The 22,934-nt window shown below is 42.1% G+C and carries 15 protein-coding genes; 5 read left to right on the top strand and 10 right to left on the bottom strand.

Translation table 11 applies throughout. The annotated features are described in order from the left end of the window. Positions 1-83: 83 nt before the first annotated feature. The 4 genes from AC4HCY_RS19985 to AC4HCY_RS19970 all read right to left on the bottom strand — a co-directional run bounded on the left by AC4HCY_RS19985 (position 84) and on the right by AC4HCY_RS19970 (position 5,204). On the bottom strand, positions 84-1,229 hold the full coding sequence (locus AC4HCY_RS19985) for a TolC family protein (protein WP_491094987.1): 1,146 nt from the start codon (positions 1,227-1,229) through the stop codon (positions 84-86). 286 nt (positions 1,230-1,515) lie between these two features. Further along, positions 1,516-2,694: an ABC transporter permease gene (locus AC4HCY_RS19980; protein ID WP_491094986.1), complete on the bottom strand. Its 1,179-nt coding sequence runs from the start codon at positions 2,692-2,694 to the stop codon at positions 1,516-1,518. After that, on the bottom strand, positions 2,695-3,372 hold the full coding sequence (locus AC4HCY_RS19975; RefSeq protein ID WP_323433261.1) for an ABC transporter ATP-binding protein: 678 nt from the start codon (positions 3,370-3,372) through the stop codon (positions 2,695-2,697). A gap of 17 nt (positions 3,373-3,389) precedes the next feature. Next, entirely contained in the window at positions 3,390-5,204 is a 1,815-nt protein-coding gene (locus tag AC4HCY_RS19970; protein WP_491094985.1) for a hypothetical protein, read from the bottom strand. 157 nt (positions 5,205-5,361) lie between these two features. On the opposite strand from AC4HCY_RS19970, the gene AC4HCY_RS19965 reads away from it, so the two are divergent. Next, positions 5,362-6,045: a response regulator transcription factor gene (locus tag AC4HCY_RS19965; protein ID WP_491094984.1), complete on the top strand. Its 684-nt coding sequence runs from the start codon at positions 5,362-5,364 to the stop codon at positions 6,043-6,045. Further along, entirely contained in the window at positions 6,038-7,282 is a 1,245-nt protein-coding gene (locus tag AC4HCY_RS19960; RefSeq protein WP_491094983.1) for a sensor histidine kinase, read from the top strand. The genes AC4HCY_RS19965 and AC4HCY_RS19960 overlap by 8 nt, the downstream gene beginning before the upstream one ends. 45 nt (positions 7,283-7,327) lie before the next feature. Here the strand turns inward: AC4HCY_RS19960 and AC4HCY_RS19955 are convergent, their stop codons facing one another. The 4 genes from AC4HCY_RS19955 to AC4HCY_RS19940 are packed head-to-tail and all read right to left on the bottom strand — an operon-like array spanning position 7,328 to position 11,675. Continuing rightward, the gene (locus AC4HCY_RS19955) at positions 7,328-8,473 is read right to left on the bottom strand and encodes a TolC family protein (protein WP_491094982.1); all 1,146 of its coding nucleotides are present in this window, start codon (positions 8,471-8,473) and stop codon (positions 7,328-7,330) included. 13 nt (positions 8,474-8,486) lie between these two features. After that, a complete protein-coding gene (locus AC4HCY_RS19950; protein WP_323433256.1) occupies positions 8,487-9,692 on the bottom strand; it encodes an ABC transporter permease in 1,206 nt (401 codons plus the stop codon). Next, on the bottom strand, positions 9,689-10,396 hold the full coding sequence (locus tag AC4HCY_RS19945) for an ABC transporter ATP-binding protein (protein WP_323433255.1): 708 nt from the start codon (positions 10,394-10,396) through the stop codon (positions 9,689-9,691). The genes AC4HCY_RS19950 and AC4HCY_RS19945 overlap by 4 nt, the downstream gene beginning before the upstream one ends. 1 nt (position 10,397) lies before the next feature. Then, complete coding sequence (locus AC4HCY_RS19940; protein WP_323433254.1) at positions 10,398-11,675, bottom strand: efflux RND transporter periplasmic adaptor subunit; 1,278 nt, start codon at positions 11,673-11,675, stop codon at positions 10,398-10,400. A 209-nt stretch (positions 11,676-11,884) separates the two neighbouring features. Here AC4HCY_RS19940 and AC4HCY_RS19935 point away from each other — a divergent pair, with 209 nt between their 5' ends. Continuing rightward, positions 11,885-13,408: a tetratricopeptide repeat protein gene (locus AC4HCY_RS19935; protein ID WP_491094981.1), complete on the top strand. Its 1,524-nt coding sequence runs from the start codon at positions 11,885-11,887 to the stop codon at positions 13,406-13,408. 43 nt (positions 13,409-13,451) lie between these two features. Here the strand turns inward: AC4HCY_RS19935 and AC4HCY_RS19930 are convergent, their stop codons facing one another. Further along, positions 13,452-17,000, bottom strand: a complete 3,549-nt coding sequence (locus AC4HCY_RS19930; RefSeq protein ID WP_491094980.1) for an Ig-like domain-containing domain — start codon at positions 16,998-17,000, stop codon at positions 13,452-13,454. Between the two features lie 360 nt (positions 17,001-17,360). Here AC4HCY_RS19930 and AC4HCY_RS19925 point away from each other — a divergent pair, with 360 nt between their 5' ends. Next, positions 17,361-17,651 carry a hypothetical protein gene (locus AC4HCY_RS19925; RefSeq protein ID WP_323433537.1) on the top strand — a complete coding sequence of 97 codons (291 nt, stop codon included), beginning with the start codon at positions 17,361-17,363 and terminating at the stop codon, positions 17,649-17,651. A 46-nt stretch (positions 17,652-17,697) separates the two neighbouring features. On the opposite strand, the gene AC4HCY_RS19920 is transcribed toward AC4HCY_RS19925, so the two are convergent. Continuing rightward, on the bottom strand, positions 17,698-21,111 hold the full coding sequence (locus AC4HCY_RS19920) for an Ig-like domain-containing protein (RefSeq protein ID WP_323433538.1): 3,414 nt from the start codon (positions 21,109-21,111) through the stop codon (positions 17,698-17,700). 474 nt (positions 21,112-21,585) lie between these two features. On the opposite strand from AC4HCY_RS19920, the gene AC4HCY_RS19915 reads away from it, so the two are divergent. Beyond that, positions 21,586-22,845, top strand: a complete 1,260-nt coding sequence (locus AC4HCY_RS19915; RefSeq protein ID WP_323433539.1) for an S-layer homology domain-containing protein — start codon at positions 21,586-21,588, stop codon at positions 22,843-22,845. Positions 22,846-22,934: the final 89 nt, after the last annotated feature.

The raw sequence follows: 22,934 nt of genomic DNA, 5'->3' as shown, positions 1-22,934 counted from the left end.
AGGTAGGCCCCTAGTTCAAGTCATTGCTTGACCACTTTCTCCAAATGAGCCACTGAGACGGTTCTCGATGGCTCAAAATAAAACTATTCTTTTGCAACTTTCTTCAAATCGCTGCAGGAAAGCAGCTTGGCATATTTTTGATTGAGCTCAAGCAGGGAGGATTTTTGTTTGTTACGGAGGACAGATAGATTACTAAGCTTACTATCATATTCATTTTTAGAAATCATCCTGGCTTCATATTTTATTCTATACAATTCTATGCTTCGCTGTTCTTCCAATATTTCTTTCTCAATGCTGCTGATCTCTTCAAGATTATCCTTTATGCTCTCTATCATCTTGTCGAAGTCCTTGCCGAAGGAAGCAAGAGCCTTTTCATAATCTGATTCGGCAGCTTCAAAGTCTTCCTTAGCCTCTTCATACATTTCGGTCATATCATATCTCATGGAGTCTGTGAATTTGTCCAGGTCATATTTCAGATATCTTTCTTCTACCAGGTCAAAATATACTTTTTCCGAATATCTCTGATTACTTTTCTGATTTAAGCCGGTATCCTTCTTTATCATATCCTTCTTTATCTGCTCCAGATCCAGCTTTTCCAGCAGGACTACAGTATCATTGAGGGTTATGGCTATGTCCTTCTCATTCTCACGGCCGAGGAGAGAATTTAGATTATAATAGGCTTCGTCCAGGGTTTTCTGAGCATTGTCCAGTCCTTTTATCTTGTTTTCCAGATCTGCTTTCTTATTTTTGTGTTCCGTTTTGGATATGAGGTTTTTATCCAGCCTGAGGTCCAGGAGCTTCAGCTCTTCTTCCCAGACTTTTTTATTGGCATTTGCCTCTTCCATAGCCATTTCGGCATTTTCTACAGCTATTACGGCTGATCTCAGGTTCAGCGCAAGGTTGAGCTTTGCGTTTTCCCTGTCCAGTATGGTCTGCTGATAGCTTGAATAGGCATCTTCTACCTTGACATAAGGATCGACCTGATCCGTTATGAATTTTTTAAAATTTCCTACATTGAATTTTACTTCTGCAGGAGCAGCTTTCTCCTGTTTCTCATAATTGTCATAGGCCTTGCTTATGGCATTGTCCTTGGATTTATATTCTGCGGAGTTTTTGAGAGCCATATCAAAGGCTTCATCAAAGCTGTAGCGGAATTTAGGCTCTGCATTGGCTGCCGTGCCCAGCAGCAAAGTAGATATAAGTATAAGCGGAAGTATTCTATATTTCATTCTATCACTCCTTTAGTCAGTTTCTAGCTTCTAGCTTCTGGCCACTGGCCACTAGCCTCTGGCCACTAGCTTCTGGCCTCTGGCTTTGGGTATTCCTTACGGGTCATGGTGGACGGAAACCACTGAAAGACACTGAAGGTTTTACTTTTATAAAAGCACTGTTAATGTCATCCTGAGGTAGGCACGACAGAAGGATCTTAAACCCCAGAGGAATACATGCACCCTGAGCTCTGAGCTCTGAGCTCTGAATCCTGAGTTCTGAGTTCTGAGGCATAAGGAATCCTCGCTACTCTGAGCGTAGTGCCTCTATGGGGTTGAGGCTGGCTGCTTTATAAGCCGGGAACAGGCCGAAAATTATCCCCACCAGCAGAGATATTCCAAAGGCTATAAGTGCCCAGGGGATGGAGTATACGGCCGGAACTATGTTTAGGCCTCCTATGACGAATCTGATGATGGAAAAGCCCAGGAGGAGCCCCAATATGCCGCCTATGCCCGTTACAACAGCGGACTCTATCATGAATTGGGTGAGTATGTTTTTTCTCTTGGCTCCTATAGCCTTCCTGATGCCTATTTCCTTTGTCCTCTCTGTGACGGATACCAGCATTATATTCATGATGCCGATGCCTCCCACGATGAGAGATATGGCGGCTATGCCGCCCAGGACAACCATCATGGACCCTGTTACCTGGTTTAAGGTATCCAGCATCTGGGATTGGTCGAATACCCTGTAGGTATTTTGGTTTTTATAGATCTTCAATAGGAAAGCCTCCAGGCTTTCCATGGCTGTTTTGACCTTATCGGCGTTTGCTGCCTCCACAGAGAAATTTCTGATGGCGGAGGTGCCGGCCACCAGCCTGGATGAGGTTACAGGAATTATTATCTGATCGTCGTCGGAGCGGGTTGCACCGCTTGCCCTTTCCTCCAATACTCCGACAACCTTGAATATCTGGCCTTTTATTTTTATCTTCTCTCCTATGGGGTTCTTGCCCTCGAATATTTCATTTATTATTGCAGTTCCGATTAAAGCAACATTTTGCCTGTAGTCCACATCAAAATCCAGGATAAATCTGCCCTGGGTCACATGGACATTTCTTATGCTTTCATATTCAGGCGAGGTGCCTATGACGGTGGTGTCCATGTTCTTGGTGTCGTATTTGACCTTTGCACTGCTGCTGGTTTGGGGAGCCACAGCCCCAATAATATCTGAGTTTTCTTCTGCAAATTGCTTCAGATCTTCATAGGACATATTCCTGTTGCTGTTTCTCCCTGTAATATTTATTTGAATGAGGTTGGTGCCCAATTTCTGTATGGAGTCGGTGATATTTTTAGTGCTGCCCTGAGCAAAGGCAACTGCGGAGATAACGGATGCAACTCCGATGATGACTCCAAGCATGGTGAGGAAAGATCTGCCCTTGTTGGATTTAATGCTCTTGATGGCCATTTTGTATGCCTGAATAAATCCCATTTAAACCACCTGCCTGTCTTCTACTATTTCGCCGTCATGGATTCTGATGATCCTGTCGGCCTGGAGGGCAATATCATTATCATGGGTGATGAGTATTATAGTATTGCCCTTTTTGTGCAGTTCTTTCAGCAAATTCATTATTTCTACACCGGATTTTGTATCCAGATTTCCGGTAGGTTCATCGGCAAAGATGATGGGAGGATCATTAATAAGGGCCCGGGCTACAGCCACTCTTTGCTGCTGTCCGCCGGAAAGCTCATAGGGCTTGTGGTCCAGCCTGTCTCCTAAGCCTACATTTTCCAAAGCAGTCCTGGCTTTCCTGAGCCTTTCTTTGCCGCCTATGCCCAGATATATAAGGGGGAGCTCAACATTTTCCAGAGCGGTGAGCTTTTGTATCAGGTTGAAGCTCTGAAAAATAAAGCCTATTTTTTTATTCCTTATATCAGCCAGTTCATCATCATTGAGATTGCTGACTTCCTCGTTATCCAGGATATAAGTGCCGGAGGTAGGGACATCCAGGCAGCCCATCATGTTCATGAGGGTGGATTTGCCTGAGCCTGAAGGACCCACTATAGCCACAAATTCATTTTGCTTTATGCACAGGTTTATATTTTTAAGCGCTTGTATACTTATTTGATTTATCTGATAGGCCTTGCACATATCATATATCTGTATCATACCTAAATTACCTCCAATTACCTTCCTTGCTCCCTGGTTATAGTTACAGGCATTCCTCCGGTCATTCCTCCCGGCATACCGCCGCCGGTTCTGTTGTACCTGTTTTGAGAGTTTGCAGAGCCCGAACCGGAGCTTACCCGCGGAAGTATCACTATATCTCCTTCCTTCAAGCCGCTTATGATTTCTATGTATTCATCATTGTTTATGCCCACCTCTACAGTTTTTGGGACTGCTCCTGCATAGTAGCCGCCAGATTGGAGCCTGTTTCCGGTTCTTGTTTGTGAGCTGTTATCAGAAGCTTGTTGTCCAGCAGAAGCTTGCTGGTTTGTCCGGTTCTGTCTATTGCTTTGAGCGCCCGGCTGAGCCTCTTCCTTAGTCCCTGCTTCATCGCTCTTCACAAAGACTACATTGGTGTTCCCTCTTTTCTGCACAGCTTCAATAGGTACATACAGCGCATTTGTTTTTTCATTGACTATTATTTCTCCATTGGCATTCATGCCTACCTTCAGGCTGCTGTTGCTTTCTGTCAGCTGAACAGTCACCGGATAGGTGGTCACGCCATTGCTGGGGGTTCCTTCCTGAGCGATTTTGGCCACTATTCCCTTTAAAGGCTTGGCAGAGGTTTCAGGCAGTGCATCTACGGTGACATTTACGGCTTGATTTGTCTGTATCTTTGCAATATCCAGCTCATCGACGGGTATCTGGAACTCCATCAGATCATAATTTGATACCTTGAAAACTGTCTGGCCTGATTTAACTCCATCTCCCTTTTTAACATCGCTTATTGACAGTATGCCGCTTATTGTGGAGTAAATTTTGTATTGGTACAGCTTGGCGGTTGCGTATTCAAGCTGGCTTTCCATGTCTTCTATATTAAGATTCTTTGTTTCCAATTCTATGAAGAGATCATCATTTGTGATATTTGCCAGTATATCTCCTTTTTTTACATATTGGCCCAAGGCTGCATCGAGGCTTTCGATGAGGCCTCCTGTTTCAGTTTTTACTGCGATGCTGTCCATATATGAGAGCTTGGCGCTTCCTATGCTTTTTAACGTTTGACCGGAAGCAGTGGTTTCTGCGCTGGCTATCATGGTATCATCCAGATATCCCGGGTTCTCTATGGTGAACTCCACATTATATGGCTGGGCTTCTTCCGTGTCTTCTGCGGTGGAGCTTATGAAGGATATGGTTCCTTCAAGCTTGTTCATCTCGCTTAAGGAGCTGTCAAAGGCATATATGGCAGCCTTCTGGCCAGGCTGGAGCGTGCTTTTATAGGCGTTGTTAAAGGGAAGCAGCAGCTTCAGCCTGCTTTTGTCGGTTATTGTGAGCAAAGAGCTGTCTTTGCCTGTATTGTCGCCTTCTTTGAACTTTATATCTGTTATCTGACCCGATATGGGAGCGATCACCTGGCTGCTGTCCAGGGATTTCAATATCTGGTCTCTGGAAAGACGGGCCTGGGCTATGCTGTTTTCCAGCTTCTTTACATTGAGCCGGGCCTCTCCGCTGTCCAGCTCCATGATGAGGCTGCCGGCTTCTACAGTGTCCCCATCCTTGAAGTATATCTGGCTTATGGTGCCCTCCACATTTGACAGAGCGGTGAGGGTGCTGGAGGATGCCAGCGTGCCGGAGCCGCTTATGGATACCTTAAGATCGCCGCGCCTTGCGACAGCGGTCTGCTGTACGATTTCAGCCTTGGTTGAAGCTTTTGATTTGACGTAGTAAAAGCTTATCAATGCCCCTATAGCTAATAAAAGGAATATAAATATGGCTTTTGAATTCAATATTCTTTTCCTTCTGGTTTTTATAATAGTTGCAGTATTTGGTGTGCTCAATTGTTTTACCTCCCTAACGATAGATTCTGTTGTTTACATTCTAACGGCACAACCTTAAAATTTCCTTAAAATCCATATCTTTTAGTTGATTTAAAAAGGTTTATTTTTTAATGTATTATTAAGCTTCTTGATTTAAAATAAAGAAAGAGGTGATTTCATGAGATTGTTATTGATAGAGGATGAAATTGCGTTGTCTGACGCCTTAGTTTTCATGCTGAAGAAGAAGGGATACATGGTGGATGCGGCTTATGACGGCATAAGCGGCCAGGAAATGGCGGATACCGATTCCTATGATCTGCTCATAGTTGACAGAATGCTGCCCTATAAAGAAGGGGTAAGCATTATCAAAGACTTGCGGATGAAGGGGATAAAAACTCCCGTTCTCATATTGACGGCTAAGGATTCTATAAAGGATAGAGTGGAAGGATTGGATGCAGGAGCAGATGATTATTTGCTCAAGCCCTTTTCCACTGAGGAGTTGCTGGCCAGGATAAGAGCCTTGTCCAGGAGGCAGAGTGATATTATTGAAGGGGAGAGCATCAGGGCGGGAAAGGCAGTTTTAAGGCCTTTGCACAAGGAGGTAAAGGCAGGAAAAGAGACCATAAGGCTGACTCTTAAGGAAACCCAGCTGTTGGAGCTTTTGCTCAGGAACAGAAAGCAGGTCATAACAAGAGAGCAGATAATAAATAGAGTATGGGGCTTCGATTCTGAAGTGGAGATAAACATTGTCGAGATATATATCCATAATCTCCGCAAGAAGCTTCCGCCTGAGCATTGCGGCTTCACTATAGAGACCGTAAGGGGCATAGGCTATTGCATTAAGGAGGGGGAGCATGTTTAGGAGTCTCAGGATCAAGCTGACCCTGATAAATATAATTGTGCTGGGCTTAATACTCACATTTGTGTTTTCAGGCATATATATCCTCATGGCAAGAGGCACGGTGGCGGAGACGGAGAGGACCATGAGGCTGATTGCGATGCAGAGCAGAATAGCGGAGAGGGCCCCCGAAGGTCCTCCCAGAAAGCATATTCAAGGCAGCTTTTACGTAAGGAAGGATCGGGCAGGGAATATCACAGTAAAGTCTCAAAACATTCCTGTGGATGACGGCGAATTGGAGATATTGCTGGGAAAAACAGAAAAGCAGGGCAAGGATGAGGGAGATATAAAGATAAACAATGAAGCTTATAGATTTCTGAAGTCTTTTTCTCCGGATAAGAAAAGCCTGACCATAGTATATCTCAATATTCAAAGAGAGAGAGAATTTTTGACCCGGCTCGCAACAATTTTTATAATAATAGGACTGGGGAGCATGGGACTTGCCTTTTTCGGCAGCTTGTTTCTGGCGGATAAAGCATTGATACCGATAAAGGAAGCCTGGGAGAAGCAGAAGAGCTTTGTGGCCGATGCTTCTCATGAGCTCAGGACGCCTCTTTCCTCAATACAGACAAATCTGGAGGTAGTACTGGATAACTCTGAAGAAAGCGTAGAAAGCCAGAGGAAATGGCTGAATAATATATTGTTTGAAAACAAGAGGATGTCAAAGCTGGTCGATGATCTGCTGCTTCTTGCAAGGGCCGATTCCAAGCAGGAGGACATGATCATGGTGCCTTTCAACCTGGGCAGGGCTATAGCAGAAGCGGTATCGCCTCTGGAGCCTATTGCAGCCAAGAAGGATATCGAGATCGATATGCAGCTTCATGAGCATAAAAGCATAGTAGGTGATGAAAGCCATATAAAGCAGTTGATTGTGATACTTGTCGATAATGCGATCAAGTATTCTGCCGCTAACGGACTGGTGGAGATAGAGCTCAATAACCACAGCAGCTATGCAGAAATATTGGTGAGCGATACAGGAGAAGGTGTCAAAGAAGAAGAGAAGGCCAAGATATTCGAAAGGTTTTATAGGGTGGACAAGGCGAGATCGAGGGAGAGCGGAGGTTCCGGCTTGGGACTGTCCATAGCTCAATGGATAGCAAGAGAGCATGGAGGGAGCATCAGCGTTTCCAATGGAAAGATAAAGGGGAGTGTATTTAAAGTAACGCTTCCCAAAAATCAGAGTAAAAAGCGCAAAAAATAGATAGAGCCATCGGGGACGGTTAATTCCCGATGGCTCAAAAATAAACTATTCTTTTACAACTTTCTTCAAATCGCTGTATATGAGAAGCTCCGCATATTTCATGTTCAGGTCCAGCTCCAGCTTTTTAAGCTCATGTGCCAAAAGAGTGATCTTATCTCCCAGAGCGTCGTATTCAAGCTTGGACATTCTTCCTGATTCATATTTGAGATCATATAATGAGCGGTTTTCTTTTTCTTCCGCTATCTTTTCTTTCGCATCTTCTATGTCCTCATAGAGATCCTCGATATCCTCAATCATATCATTGAAGCTTTTTTCGAAGCGGTCTATAGTGTTTTGATACAGCTTATCCGTGTTCTCATAGTCATTCTTTGCCTTATCGTAGAGCTCCTCCATGTCACTTCTCATCGTATCGGTGAATTTGTCCAGATCATACTTGTCATAGCGCTCTTTCATCAAGCCATATTTGTAATCGGCCAGCCTTTTTTGTTCTGACAGGCTGTTTAAGGTCTGGTCCTTTTTTATCATGTCCTTTTTTATCTGCGCAAGGTCCAGCTTATTCAGAGGTATTACAGTATCATCCAGCTTGACTTCGATATCCTTTTCATCCTCTCTGCCCAGGAGGGTATTGAGCTGACGGTACGCCAGATCCACTGCTTTTTCTCCATCATCAAAGGCTTTAAGCTCATCCTTGATTTTGCGCTTGCTGTCATTGTAGTCATTTTTGCTTATGAGGCCGTTCTCATATCTGATTTCAAGAAGCTCCAGCTCATTTTGCTTGTTTCTCTTTCCTATATCTGTTTCGGAATAGGCCATCTCTGCTTTTTGTACGCCGATGACGGTGCGTCTGAGATTCAATATTATATCTCTTTTTATGTTTTCTTTTTTCAAGAAAGCTGATTGATAATTAGAATATGTGTCCTCAAGCTTAATCTGAGGATCCACCTGTCTACTCACAAAGGTTTTGAAGTTGCCTGTATATCTGATTTCACTCGGAGTGACTTTTTCCAGCGCATCATAAGCATCGCTGTATCCGTCTATAGCATTATCCTGAAGTCTATATTCCGGTGCATTTTCTATTGCCATTTTTGCCGCTTCCTCAAAGCTGTAGCGGAATTTTGGTATGCCTGCATAAACGGTTGTATTGGCAAATATAAGGGCTGCACATAATATGCCGCATATAATTTTTTTCATAAATTTCCCTCCCTTATTCGTATCTCAATGCTTCTATGGGGTCAAGCTTAGCGGCTTTGTTTGCCGGGTACAATCCAAAGAATATACCTACCGCTGAGGAGAAGGCGACGGCTGTTACAAGTATCATAGGTGATACGGAAGCCTTAACCTTTATCAGGGGACCTACTAAAGTTCCCAATCCTACACCCAGCCCCAATCCTATTGTACCGCCAATGAGGCAAAGTATCAAGGACTCTGTAAGAAATTGGAGAAGTATATCCTTTCTCTTTGCCCCCAAGGCTTTTCTTATGCCTATCTCCCTGGTCCTCTCGGTGACGGAAACCAGCATTATATTCATGACTCCTATTCCGCCGACCAGAAGGGATATGCCTGCGATGGCTCCTATTACGGCAGTGAAGGTTCCTAATACATTGTTTATCATATCAAGCTCCTTGAAGCCTTCCTCTGCGTAGTATACATCCTTGCTTCTATGGGAATTCTCCAGAAGCTTTACTATTTTTTTGGCTGTTTCGCTTAAGTCTGCAGAGTTGTCGACTTTTGCAGTCATATATGACAAATTGTAGTCGAATATCCTATCAAGTACGGTTATGGGCATTACGCCTATAGAGGGCGTATAGCCTCCGAACATGCCCGCCACTTCACCTTCATCCGATTTCAACACTCCTATTACGGTTAAGCTTAAGCTTGTATCTTTAAATTTTGTCGATACTTTTTCTCCTACTGCATCAGTCCTTCCAAAAAGCTCTAGAGCCGCTTTTTCATCGATGAGTATGACCTGTCTGCCGCTCTGTATATCTCCGGTAGTCAGAGGGCGTCCGTGCAGGATCTTTGTCCTGGCTATTTTGAAGTAATCTTCTGTAGTGGTCTCAATGCTAATGTCTTTGCTTTTTTTGCCTGCCTTTACTTTATCATAAAACCCGTAGGAGGGGATTATGCCTGTAATTTCCGGCAGTTTGGATTTCAGCATTTCTATATCATCCATGGTGAAATAGTCGCTGTCCCTGACTTCTTCTGCTCTGCTGTTGACCCTTACATTTATGGTGCTTTTGCCTATGTCCTCAAATTGCCCTATTATGGCATTCTTGCCGCCCTGCCCTATGGATACTATGGTGATCACCGAGGATATGCCGATGATTATTCCCAGCATGGTGAGAAAGGTGCGCATTTTATTGGATTTCACGCTGTAGAGGGCAGATTTGAAGCTTTCTATAATATTCATATCCTCGTCTCCCTCGTTATGCGGTTTTCCACCGGCTTATCCGATATTATTTCTCCATCTCTGAAGACAACATTCCTTTTAGTGTGAGCTGCTATATCGGCTTCGTGAGTTACCATTACTATGGTCACGCCTTCTTCATTGAGGCTCTCAAATATATCCATGATTTCTATGCTGGATTTGGTATCCAGATTTCCTGTAGGCTCATCGGCCAAAAGGATGGCTGGGCTGTTTACAAGTGCCCTCGCTATTGCTACTCTCTGCTTTTGACCGCCGGAGAGCTCATTAGGCTTATGGTGGACTCTTTCGCCCAGGCCGACTCTTTCCAATGCTTCCTTGGCTTTTTGCAGCCTCTGGGAACCAGGCATCCCCGCATAGACCATGGGCAGCTCCACATTTCCCAGGGCGGTAAGGCGCGGCAGCAGGTTAAAGGCCTGAAAGACAAAGCCTATTTTCTTATTTCTTATTTCTGCCAGTTGGGTATCGTTCAGCGTGGATACATCTTCTCCGTCCAATATGTATTTGCCGCTTGTCATCCTGTCGAGGCATCCTATGATGTTCATCAGAGTGGATTTGCCTGAACCCGAGGCACCCATAATGGCTACATACTCATTTTTATTTACATTCAGATTTACGGATTTCAGGGCTTCTACCTGGATAGAGCCCGTATCATATACTTTCTTAAGGTTTTCTATTTGAATTATCAAGCTACATCCCTCCGATTGTCTTCACTGTCTCTCCATCCTGGAGTCCTGCAGGCGGATTGGTAATGTACTTTTCACCTTCTTTGAGACCGGTAGTTATTTCTATTTCAAAGTCTGTTTCAAGGCCTGTTTCTATGACTCGTTTTTTGGCTATATTGTTTTCCAGAACAAATATATACTTCTTGCCTTCAGCATCGGTTTGCACTGCTTCAAAGTTGACTGCAATACTATTTTGCTTATCCTGCAGCACTATTTCTGCATCGGCTTCATATCCGGCTTTGATCTGCTCATCCGCATCGCTCAGGGTTATTTCAGCCAAAACCTTCGTTTCCTTGTTGGTTCCTGACATTTCTACAATAGCGGACTTACCGATTTTAGTCACCTGGCCTTCGTATATTTTGTCCAGGCCTTTTATTTTTATGGTTGCTCTCTGGCCTTCCTTTAGGCTTACAGCATCATATTGACTTACCTTTAGCTCTACTTTGTACTGGGATTGGTCATATATGAGAATGCTGCTTCCTGCCGTAGGATATTGATTATTTTTAGCATCCATTTTTACTATGGTACCGCTTATATTTGATTTGACATTGCTGTCTGTTATCTTATTTTGGAGGCTTTCCAGATCTGCATTGGACATTTCTATTTGCTTTTCCTGCTGATATATTTTATCGTCAAAATCCTTCAGGGAATTTTGAGCGTTATCCAATGCCAATTCCATATTCATCATAGTGGTCTGAAGATCATCCAAAGCGGATTTTGAGCTTTCAAATTCATTTTTGGAGATGAAGCCTGCCTCATAAAGCTTTATGTTTTGCTCATGCTTCCTTTTGGCATCTTCATATTTTGATTCTGTGCTTTGCAGATTAAGCTCAGCTTGCTTTACCGAATTTTCCATGGTTTTCTTTACAGTGCTGTTATCATCGTCTCTAAGCTTTTCGAGCTCCCTTTTTGCCAGATCCAGTGTTATCCTGCCTTTTTTTAACTGGCTGTTCAGGTCGCTGGCGTCAAGCTTCACCAGAAGCTGGTCCTTTTTCACTTCCTGTCCTTCCTTTACCAATACTTCCTGCACCTTTTGCGTTGATGGCAGCATAATTTCCTCCGATTCATTGGCTTTTATGTTTCCGGCTATAGATATGGATTGCACCAGGCTCTTTTTAGCTGCATCAGCGGTATTTACGATTTTGACGTTATTTTTTGCGGATAAAGCTGCTCTGGATGCAAAAAAGACAGCTATTATCAGAATAACAGCTATGATTATTACCAGTTTCTTTCTTTTTTTCATTGCACGATTCTCCTTTGGCTGTGTGATTCAGCATTTTTAGTCTCATATTTATATACGATTGGTTCAGGGAAATGTTTCAATATTTTTATGAATATTTTATCTGCGGCGAATTTGTAATATAAACTTAAAACAGGGCTGCTGCTCAGCAATTGAATGTTTGTTTCCGGTGATATAGAATATAATTGGGAGAATAGTATGGAGGTGAGTTTTTGTTAAAATGGAGCTTTGAGAAGGCTGTAATATTTACATTGATATTGATCTTTCTCATATCTACCACCAATATTTACACTAAGTTTACCGGTATGAATTCAGATCGTAAGAATAATGAAGCCTCTGATATTAATCCGTGGGAAGAGAGCCGCTCCATAGTTGCTTTAGTAAATGCAGACAAGCTGTACGGCCAGAAGAAGTACCGGGAGGCTATAGATGAATATAGTCTCAGGATTCAGGAGACTTACTCATTGAATCAGAATCAGAAGGCCTATGCGTTTTTCATGAGAGGCATGTGCCAATATCTGCTGGATGATTACAGTTTAGCTCAGGACAGCTTCTCATCTTCGATAAACTATGAACCTAACAGCGCGGTGGCATACAACAATGCGGCAGTGAGCGCCTTCTATGCAAAGGATTACATTTCCGCACTGCAATATCAGAAAAAGGCAGTGGAGCTTTTGCCGGCGGTAGAGTACTTTTACAACCTGGGCAGAATATACGAGGCCCTTGGGGAGTATAGATCAGCAGTGGGAAGCTTTATGTCTGTAGTGAAGGGCGAAGAGAACATAACCTTGGTAGACCCGGTGAGGGTTCACAATAGGATGGCCAATTTGATGCCCGATCTGAAGGAGAGGGAGAAAATTGCCAAGGAGGTTACAGTGTCTCTGAAGCTGAGAAACTATGGAGAAGTGCTGATGATAGAAGAGGCGGATATGGAGGTCCTCGGTACTGAATTTAAAGTTGCGGTCTACGACAGCGGCGAAGGGAAGAAGCTCAGCATAAAATACGACAGGGAAATCAATGATCCTTATCATTTGATCAACAGTCTCTCCTGGAGGGTAGAAAGCGGTGACACTGTGCTTTACAGAAGCAGCAGGGACAGTTTTACCATGGGCGTCTTCGAAAACAATAATTATAAGATCACGTTGACTATAAAATCCAAGGGTAGTGAGGAAAAGGAAAGGAAGACCTTTATACAGGTTACGCAAAAAGGGTTTAAAGAGGATAAAGGAATTGAGACCTTAAAGCCCAATGAGCAGTACAGCAAGATTTATGAAAATGCAGCATATGAGCAGCTTTTTGATAAGAATTTCAAGCTTACTACCAGGGGCTATTATGACAGGTTCAATGTTATGTGGACCAAGGACAATATCTACAGTGAGATTATGACGGTGGATTACAGGGATTCAGGAAGCTCTCTGCGCCTTATCAATACCCTGAATAAGGATGCAGGAATCAGGGCCAATTTGAGCACCTTGCTGAGAGATAAGGATTTGAGGGGCAAAACGGTGAGCATCAAATTCTGGGCCAGAAAGATTACGGCTGAAGAGAACATGACTGTAAATGTGAGAGTGGGCAAGGTAAGCTATCCTTTCAGGAATTTTGATCTCCAGTATAAGTGGAGGCAGGTGACCATGGAGTTTAAGATACCGAAGGATGCAAATAATTTTACCTTCAGTTTAAGCATTAAGCCGGGAGAAGAGATAAAGCTGGACGGATTTGTCATCGTTGTGAATTAAAATACCCGGTGGGAAATCCACCGGGTATTTTAATTGCTGTATATTATTCAGCAGGGTTGAAGCCCTGTAAGAAGAATAATACTACGCCGTCTCTTACAACATATATGTCGGTTGTGTCTGCTGGTTTTGCAAATTGTACATATCCTGCTGTCATTTCTGCTGCTTCTACTTTTTCGTTGTTTGCTCCAACATATACTGTGTCGTTAAGCTTCATGCCATCGTATGATACTTCTATATTGTCGCCGTTTACAACTACTGTAATGCTGTCTTCAACTATGCCCTTGAATGCGCATTCATAGCTGCCGAATGTCAAGGTATAAGTTGCACCGCTTAATAGAGCTTTTGCTGCAGGTATGGAGTTTATTACAACTTTCTTAGCTCCTTCTGCTACATTTACTCTGGTGTCTTCTCCGCCTTCAACTTCTTTCAGGTCAAGCACTACATTGTCTCCGTTTGCGATCTTAACTGCATATTTGCCTGCAGCCAAGCCGGAGAAGGAGTTGATTTCAATTGTAGTACCGTTTACTACATTTACAGTTACATAGTTGCCTACTTTAACTGCGTTTGTTCCGTCGAAGGTGTATTCAACGTCTGTTTCGCTCTTGTTTCCTGCAAGGTCTTGTGCTGCCGCAGTAACTTTAACAGTGTATACTACTCCTGCTTCGAGATTCTTAGACAAAGCAAGTGTAACAACATTATCTACGGGAGCTGCTGTAAGGCCAGTGCCTATAGTTTGTTCTTTTCCATTGTTGTCATAGTAAGTTATGGTGTATTTTCCGCCGTAGTTCAAATCTTCATTGTAAGTTACTTTAACTTCATTTCTATAAGTTGCTTCAACTTTTTCGATATATGGTGCTTCTTCATCTTCAAGATCTGCCACCAATTCAAGGTTCTTTTCATCACCATATTCAACGCCTATACCATGGATGCTCTTTACTGCTGACAAATCTACTATATATGTCTTGCCAAGTTTAAGCTTGGATGTGCTTGAAAGAACTACTTCGTTTTTAACATCTTTGCTGTCTGCTTGAGCATAGCTGGCTGTTAATCCTGCTGCATTTACAGTGTTTTTATCCACTCTGTCGCTGAATATCAGCTTGAAGGATTTTACTGAAGTCTGATCGCTTCCGTCAAGAGTTATCTTCTCAGGAGCGTAGCTGTCACCGTAGAACTCAAGAACGCTGTCTTCACTGGTAACGTCCAGAACGTTTCCTGCAACGTCTTTATAAGTTCCAACGAAAGCTAATGTGTCTTTATATTCTTTGTCTTCCAATACTTTTGAATCATCAAAGGAGAATTCAAAGGTTGTATTGTCTTCATATGCAACTTTTGCAGTCATTGTTTTGCCTGTTTCTACAGTAAGCTTTAAGTCAGCTATATTAGCCGGAACTTGCATAGGTTCGCTGAATATTACTTTAACAACCTTGTTGTTAAGAGCTTCTATGCTTTCTACTGTAGGAGCTTCGATATCATTAGCTGTGGATACTCCAACAAATGTCGGTTTAGCATTTACGGCATATCCGGCTAAGTCTACCAAGCCTGTTATAGTGAGCTTATATGATTTGCCTGCTGTTAAGTTGGAACCCATTGTCAAAGTCAATGTCTTTGCGCTGATGGAGTATTCAGCCTTAACAGGTGCTCCCATGTTGCCATCTACGCTGTACTTAGTTATGTCTTCAGCTACAGCTTTGTTGATATCTTTTGTGAATAATACTTTAACTACATTTTTGTCGCTAGCCCATACTTTTGAAACCTGAGCTGCAACTACATTTTTAGGACTGAATGTTTTTGCTTTTTCTGTTGTCTTCATTTCATTGCCATATTCGTCTTTAACGCCTGATACTGTTAATTTGTAAGTTTTGGCATCAAGATCGGAAACTGTAACTAAAACAGTTCTAAAGTCTTCTTTTTCACCAGGTATCTTTTCTACTTTTACAACTTCAACATCATTGTTGAATGAATAGTTGTTAACATCCAACGCGGATTCTTCGTCAAGTCTGGTATTGCCTTGCTCTGTAAAGCTAACTTTTACGATGTTCTTTGAAACATAGTCAAAGCTTGCAAATGTTGGAGCAGTTTTGTCTTCGCCTTTACCTGTGAAGGTCACTTTGCCTTCTTTAACCATTACGTTGGCAACTACTGCTCTGTCAACTACATTGCTGACAACCAGTTCATATCTTACGCTTGTCTTCTGAGGTGCTGTTGTGATTTCAACTGTAGTCTTAGTTGCGTCACTCTCAGTTATATCCTTTATGGAAAGGATTTCTAATTCAGCATCTTTACCGGCTTTGATTGTGTAGTTAGCTAAATCTACAGCTGATTCTTTAGTCAATAATTCGCTGAATGTAGCAGTTAATCTGGTAAATGTTTTTGTAGAAACTCCTTCAAGCTTTGGTGCTACTTTATCAACTCTGGCAAAGAAGGATTTGCTGGCTGATTTTAATACTGCACCATCAACTGATGCTATGTTCTTTACTTTTATAGTATGGGTTTTGTTAGCTGTAAGGCCTTCAGTAGTAAGAGTCACCTTGTCAACATCAAGCTCTGCCTTAACAACTTTAACATTGGCGATTTCATAGTTTTCAACGTTTGTTGCTGATGCAAAGTCAAGAACTTTGTCAAAGGTTAATTCTACTTTCTCTGTATCTGTGCCTTCTACTTTAGTTAAAGCAGGAGTTCCTGTTACCTTTGCCAAGCCTGCAAAGCTAACCTTTTCTTCGCCTATTTCTAAAGTATATACTTTACCTGCTGTCATAGCTGCTGTTTCAAGTCTTACTGCATCTTTTGCCACTAATGTTGCTGACTTAACTTCTAAGCCTGCTATTTTGTAGTTAGCTTTGTTTTCTGCGTAGGATGCGCTGACTTCGCCGTCAAATGTAACTTCAACTGTTGTGTTTCCTATAGCTTTTACGGATTCAACCTTTGCTGTTAATTCTTCATAAAGACCTGCTGCTATAGCTTTTTCTTTGTCAACCTTACCTGATTCAACTAGAACATTGATAAGGATTTTGCCATCCTTCATTTGAGCCTTCAAAGCTGATACTGTCAGTTTTGCAAGAGCGTCAATTGTGAAAGGATTTGCATTTGTTGCTTTTAAGCCGATTGTTCCTGCGAAAGAAATAGTTTCTTCCCAAGCAAAGTCACCGGTTACTTCGGCTGTAGTTTGCTTGTATCCTAATGTTTCAAGCAGTACCTTCACATAGGATTTCTCATCGATGTTTACAAAAGGCATAAATTTGCCTGTTGTTGGGTCGCCTGCAAAGCCTAATCCAGGATTAGCTTTGAGGTAAGAAAGGACGTTCTTGCCTTCTTCCCATTTGAGATCTTGTGCATCTGCGAAATTAGCTTCACCTTTGAATGCTAATGCATCTGCATAAAGTCCCTTTAATTTTAAAAGTGATATTGCGGCTGTGAACCTGTCCATTACTTTGGCTGTGTATTCAGGAGTCACGCCGTTGCCGTCGCCTTCGAGCATGCCAACTGTGGCAAGTGCTTTAGCTTCGGAGCTTATTGCTTCTTCTGCAAATGCTACTGTGATAGTAGAAAACATCATAGCAAATGCAAGGACAAGCGCGATGATTTTTTTGCTCATGTTGTATTTTTCCTCCTCGTGTTTAGAAAATTGTTTTGTCTTATACGACAGTTAACATAATTCTACACGCGAAGCTGAATTCCTTCCTGTGTAATTGAACTGTAATAGATTGTAACAAGCTTGTAATGGGCTATTAGTGAAATGAAGGAAACATTATGTAAATGTTTTATGTAAACTTAAACTGCGAATTTAGACATGCCAAGCTGTGAAGACGGTTTTTTAGAATCAATGGTAAAATGATCTTTAGATAAAATATTTCTTAAAAAATAAAGTGAAAAGAAGAAGGAAAAGATATATTCTTAAGTCTTTTATTGAATTATCTATGATATTTTGTTAATATGTGGTTGAGAGGTGAGTTTCATGGAAGAAAAACTATTGAAGCTTTTTCAAGACTTTTATAATGAATTCAAAGATTTTAAGGCTGAGATGACAGATTTTAAGGCTGAGATGACAGATTTTAAGAAAAGCACAGAAAGAAGATTGGATAAAATAGATTTTAGGCTTGAAGGCATCGATGATAAAGTATCAGAAGCTTTTGAGGCCATTGAAGCCCATGCTCAGATAAATAAAGAACAGCATAAGGAAATTATGAATGAGCTTAAAGGCGAATTAAATATAGTCCAGCTTGCAGTGAAAAGAGCAGCTAAATAAGACAAAGTACATAATATTAAAGAAAGCGCGGGGGACCGCGCTTTTTTTAATTGGTGGACAATTCGATTTCATCCATATTCAAGTTTTGATTGTTCAAATCCTTTATAGTCGATCTGCCTGTGTTTGTAAGCTTTATGCTTACAGTATCATTGCTGCGCAATGTATTTCTTAGTTTTATTTTTATCATTCTGCCATATACCTCTACAGAATCTGAGGAACTCTTTGAATAGTAGGCCCCGGTAATTTCGAAGCAGTCCATGCTGATGCTTGTATTCTTTATAGGTCTATTTGTAATAAAGGTTATGGTTTTATTGTCCGAACCCACAGAATAGGCCATTATGCCGAAATCTGACAGGTCTACATCGCTGCCTTCAAATTCTACTTTTCGGTAATCGGAGCTTATAGCCAGGCCTTGAAGGTCTTTTATGCTGGTATTCAGGGACAATTCATAGCTATAATCTGTGGATAAAGCTCCATTGGATGAATTCAGGTATATAGTAGCAGTTTTTTTGTCATCAGAGAGAATGGTCCCTGACACTACGATTGAGGAACCGCCGCTGGGTGTCCTTCTGATTGAGAAACCGGAAGATCCGGGGAGGACTATAGGTTCACTAAAATCTACCGTAACAGTATATTTGTCTAAAGCAACTACGTTTTGAACAACAGGTGCTTCATTGGAAGATGAATTACCGGCAAATTCTTTGTATGAGAGATTTCCCGAGGTTACTATAGAACTGTAGCCTGCAGCATCCTTTATCCCGCTTCTGGGTGTCAGCTTATAATTGACGTCATCCTTCAAAGGCGTACTGGAGCTCAGGTATAAAGTAACTGAGGTAGTTATTTCATTATATTTCACAGATGCATCCGCAATCCTCACACCGCTGATGGTGAACTGGGAAGGGCTTATGCCTGTTACCGGCTTGGAGAATGTGACTTCTACAGCGGTGCTGTTCATGGCATATGCATCTGTTATATAAGGTGCTTCGTTGGCTTGGTTTGTGCCGGAAAAAGCCTTGATGTTTCCATCGCTGCTCTCATAAAGCCTGTTTATATTGGATACCCTCACCTCATAAATTTTACCGGATTCAAATATCTCCGGCTTTGTAGAAGAATCTGTTTTAAATTGAGCCCTTACTGTAGACTTATCGGCAGAAAAATATTTTTGGTATTTCAGGCCCGTAGGAACGGCATATCGCCTTCCGTCTTCCGATAGTATAGTTACTTCCAAATCTTTCAGCTCATCCTCTGCCAGCTCTTTATCGAAGAATATATCAATGGTAGACACATCATAAGCGTTTATGGCATGGAGGTTCAAACCTCCGAGGTCAGAACTTCCAAAGCCGATGAAAGATTTTTTGGCAACCTTATCATCGGTGCTTATGGTTTTTCCCGAATAGTCAGTTACGTTTTTTACAGTTATACTGTAGATTTTACCGTTTTCCTGAGTCTTGGTCAGCAGGGTTACTACCGCACCCGTAGCGTCGCTGTCTAAAGTTGCTTTGGCTGCATATCCCAGGCTGCTGTCCAGCTCATAGTTGAAGACATTTTCTGCTGTCTCCTTATCCACTCTTTTATTGAAAGTGATGATTACCGCACCCTTACCGCTTTTCACTGAATATGACAAAGGAGTCGTATTGCTCGGCTTTCCGATAAAGTAGGCGGTGTAATAGCCTATAGCGTTGCCGTTTATGTCCTGTAGATTGCTGATCTCCAGCTTATATTTTTTGTTTGATTGATCTTCTGTAATGAGGGTTACCGTCTTGCCGCTGCCATCTAATATGGCCTTTGTTATCTGAAGGTCATTATCAATAATATAGTTCTCGATATTTTCCGCTGAAGCCTTGTCTAATCTCTTATTGAAGGTTATTTCCAATTCATTGCCGGAAAATGCTACTACAGAGGTTGTCAGCTTGGAGGAGTCGCTGGAGGCTCCTGTGAAGCTCCTGGTGATATCATACATTACATTATCGGCTAAGTCGGCAATGTTTCTTATAGTAATTTTGTATGAGCTGCCTGGATTTTGAGTTGATGTTGTCAAAGTCACTTCATTTTCTGTTTCATCCAGGACGGCTTCCTCGATGGTCAGGGCATTTCCTTCTATTATATAGTTTTCTATTCTTTCAGCTGTTATTCTATTTACGGGCTCTGTGAATTTAACCAAAATGCTTTTGTTGCTGTCTGTTTTTATAGTATATACAGAGGGCTTTATTATATCCTTCGGCATGCCTGTAAAGGTTTTTTCGAGATACTCCATGGTATTGCCGGATATATCTCTCACATTCTGTGCTGTGAGCCAATATTTGTAGCCTTCTCTTTGAGGCGCCGTGGTCAGAGTTACGACTTTACCGGCAGGATCGAGCTCTGCGTTATATATATATAGATCGTTTTTGATCGTATAGTTGCTTACATCTTCTGCATCGGATATTTGTACTTCTTCGTCAAAGCTGAGCCGGATCACGGTGTTGCTGATGATTTCCACTGTAGCTTTTGGCTTTTCCGTATCCTTTGGCAAAGCTACATATTTTATATTGTAACCCTTTATTGCCATTCCGTTTACGGGCTTATCCATGTCTACAGATAGTTTATAGGCGGTAAAAGGAGCCACATCAGCAGTAGTTATGTACACTTTCTTACCTATTACCGATGCATCGTTTATGGTTATCTGCCTGTCTCCGGTCTCTGATACTATGCTTATGTCATCCTTGCTTACGGGGATTTCCTGTTCCAGCTCCAGTACCAGCTTGTTATTTGATATTCTGTCGAAGCTCAAGACTTTTACAGGAGTAATGTCGATTTTGAAGCCTGCCGCCACAGCTTTTGCTTCATCTATTATGCCTTTTTCCGTCATTATGGTTATGAGTTTTTTCGTTTCTCCCTTGGGCTTGGTGTTGAGAGTGCCATAAATGGCTTTTGCAACATCATTGACGGTAAAGCCTGTTTGCTTTTCAATGCTTGATGCGCTTGTTATGAGATCTATAGTTTCGGCAAATTTAAGAGTATCTCCATAGGTAAAATCCAAATCCTGTTTATAGCCCAAGGTTTCAAGCATTACCTTGTAGAAGGCTTTGGCATCAATGAATTTGTTGGGCGAAAACTTGCCGTCGGTGCCGCCTACCCAGCCTAATTCAGGGTTATCCTTGGCGTAGGCAAGATAATTCCTTCCTACTACCCATTGCAAGTCTTTGGCGTCAATAAAGTTATTGTCACCGTCATACTTAAAGGCATCCTCGTCAAGGCCTTTAATCCTTAGAAATATAATAAGAGCTTGGAGCCTTGTAGGAGTAGAAGCCAGATAGGATGATGTAACGCCTTGCGTTTCGTCGGGGCCTACCAGGATTCCAAGAGCCTCACAGGCTTTTGCTTCTTTGCCTATGGTGTCGGCGAAGACAGCAGAGGGTAATATGCTGCCTGAGATAAGTATTACTGCCATCAGTAGTGCTGTCAATTTGATTTTTTTCATCTTTTTCCTCCTCCATTGTCAGATTTTAAGAACTTTTCTCCTGGAAACATCGTCAAAAACTATATATCTTTCTAACATTTAGTATATATGTAAAGGAGGTTCGGGGCAACTCTTTATGTTAAGACGTAATATAAATGTAAAAGTTGTCGGACTTGGAAAATAAAGAAGGAAAATAGGGGAGAAGGGGAGAATATATATTTGATTAGGGCTCAGGATTCAGAGCTCAGGGAATTAGGGTTGGGCTCTGGAGGCAGGAGGCTACGGAGAACACGGATTAACACGGTAGGTACACTTAATATTCTCAGCACATAGCATATATAATCCAATATAGCTTAATTAGCAACTATCATTTTCCTCAGTGTAAATCCGTGAAAAGATCCGTGTTAATCCGTGTTCCCCGTTCCCTGGACCCAGAAGGAATACCCTGGCTCTCGTAACTCGCAACTCGTAACTAAAAACATAGGAGGGATTTTTTTGAAGTACAAGAAGATAGCAGCAATTTTAACAGCAGCAACAATTTTTATCAGCACTACGACCGTGGCATTTGCCGAAACTCCCTTTACTGATATCGAAAAGAATTGGGCTAAGACCCATATTATAAGCGTTAATGAAAAGGGGCTCATGAATGGGACCACATCGGACAAATTCAGCCCGGATACTGCAGTGAACAAATATTCCGCCATCATAAGCATAGCCAGGATGATGGGTATTGCTAATATGGATTTAAGCGATATAACTGCCAAGCATAAAGGAGTATTGGATAAGTATAAGGTGCCGGATTATGCACAAAAGGAGACTGCCTTTTGCCTTGAAAAAGGTATAATTCAGGGTGAGATTGAAATGGATAAGTTTGGGGCCCAATCTAAGGCAACGAAGCTGGATGTGTGCGTTTATTTAGGCAGGGCTTTTGGTGTTCAGCTTGATACGTCAAAGCCTCCGGTTACCCTTGCCTATAAGGATGCATTAGCGATACCTTCGATGTACAAAATATATGTGGATCATATGATAAAGATAGGTGTGATAGACGGCAAGGGTGACGCAGAAGGACTCTTCAGACCCGATACTCCGGTGACTCGTGCTATGTTTGCTAAGATGCTGGATCTGGCAAGCGCTGAATATGTCTCTACCACCGTAAGCACAGAACCGCCTGTTGTTTCTGTGCCAAGCGGGAATACTCAGACACCCCCTAAGGATGAAGAGAATATAGACGTTCCCATCAACAATACAGACAACGGCACAAAAACAACGACAAAGGACCAAGGAATAATAGACACCATTACATATACCAGAAATGCTCAGCCCAAGATAGTGCTGGAGAATGAAAGCAAAAGCCTGACAGAATACACACTGCCTGCAGACCTCATCAAGGAAAATGTTATAATAAACGGGCAGCTGTCGGATATATACTCTTTGAGGCCGGGCCTTTATGTTGAAGTAGAGGTGATATCGGGGAAGATAGACAAAATTTCTACTGTGGATATGACAAAGCGGGTGAATATCCAGGCAATCGTAAAGCAGGTAGATTTGTTGAATTCATTGATGATCGTGGATGTATATGATGTACAAGACGGCACGGCATCAGAAAAGAAAGTATTTATGAGAGACGCAAAGATAGGAGATATGTCCTTTAATCTTCTGTCTCTGGATGCGCTGTCTCCGGGGCAGAGCATTAACCTTATAGGAATAGAGGATATGGAAGGCATTAAGGCTCAAACGGTTATACTCAATAAATAAAAATTGCCTCTGTGGTTTTAATGCTGCAGAGGTTTTATTTTATCCCGGGAAAGTATACTATATTATAATAGGTAAAGTTTTTTGGCGCA

It is taken from the genome of Lutispora sp. QWL-02, from assembly GCF_058315355.1.
The sequence above is the reverse complement of the archived record's forward strand: the minus strand, read 5'-3'. Positions and strand labels throughout refer to the sequence as shown.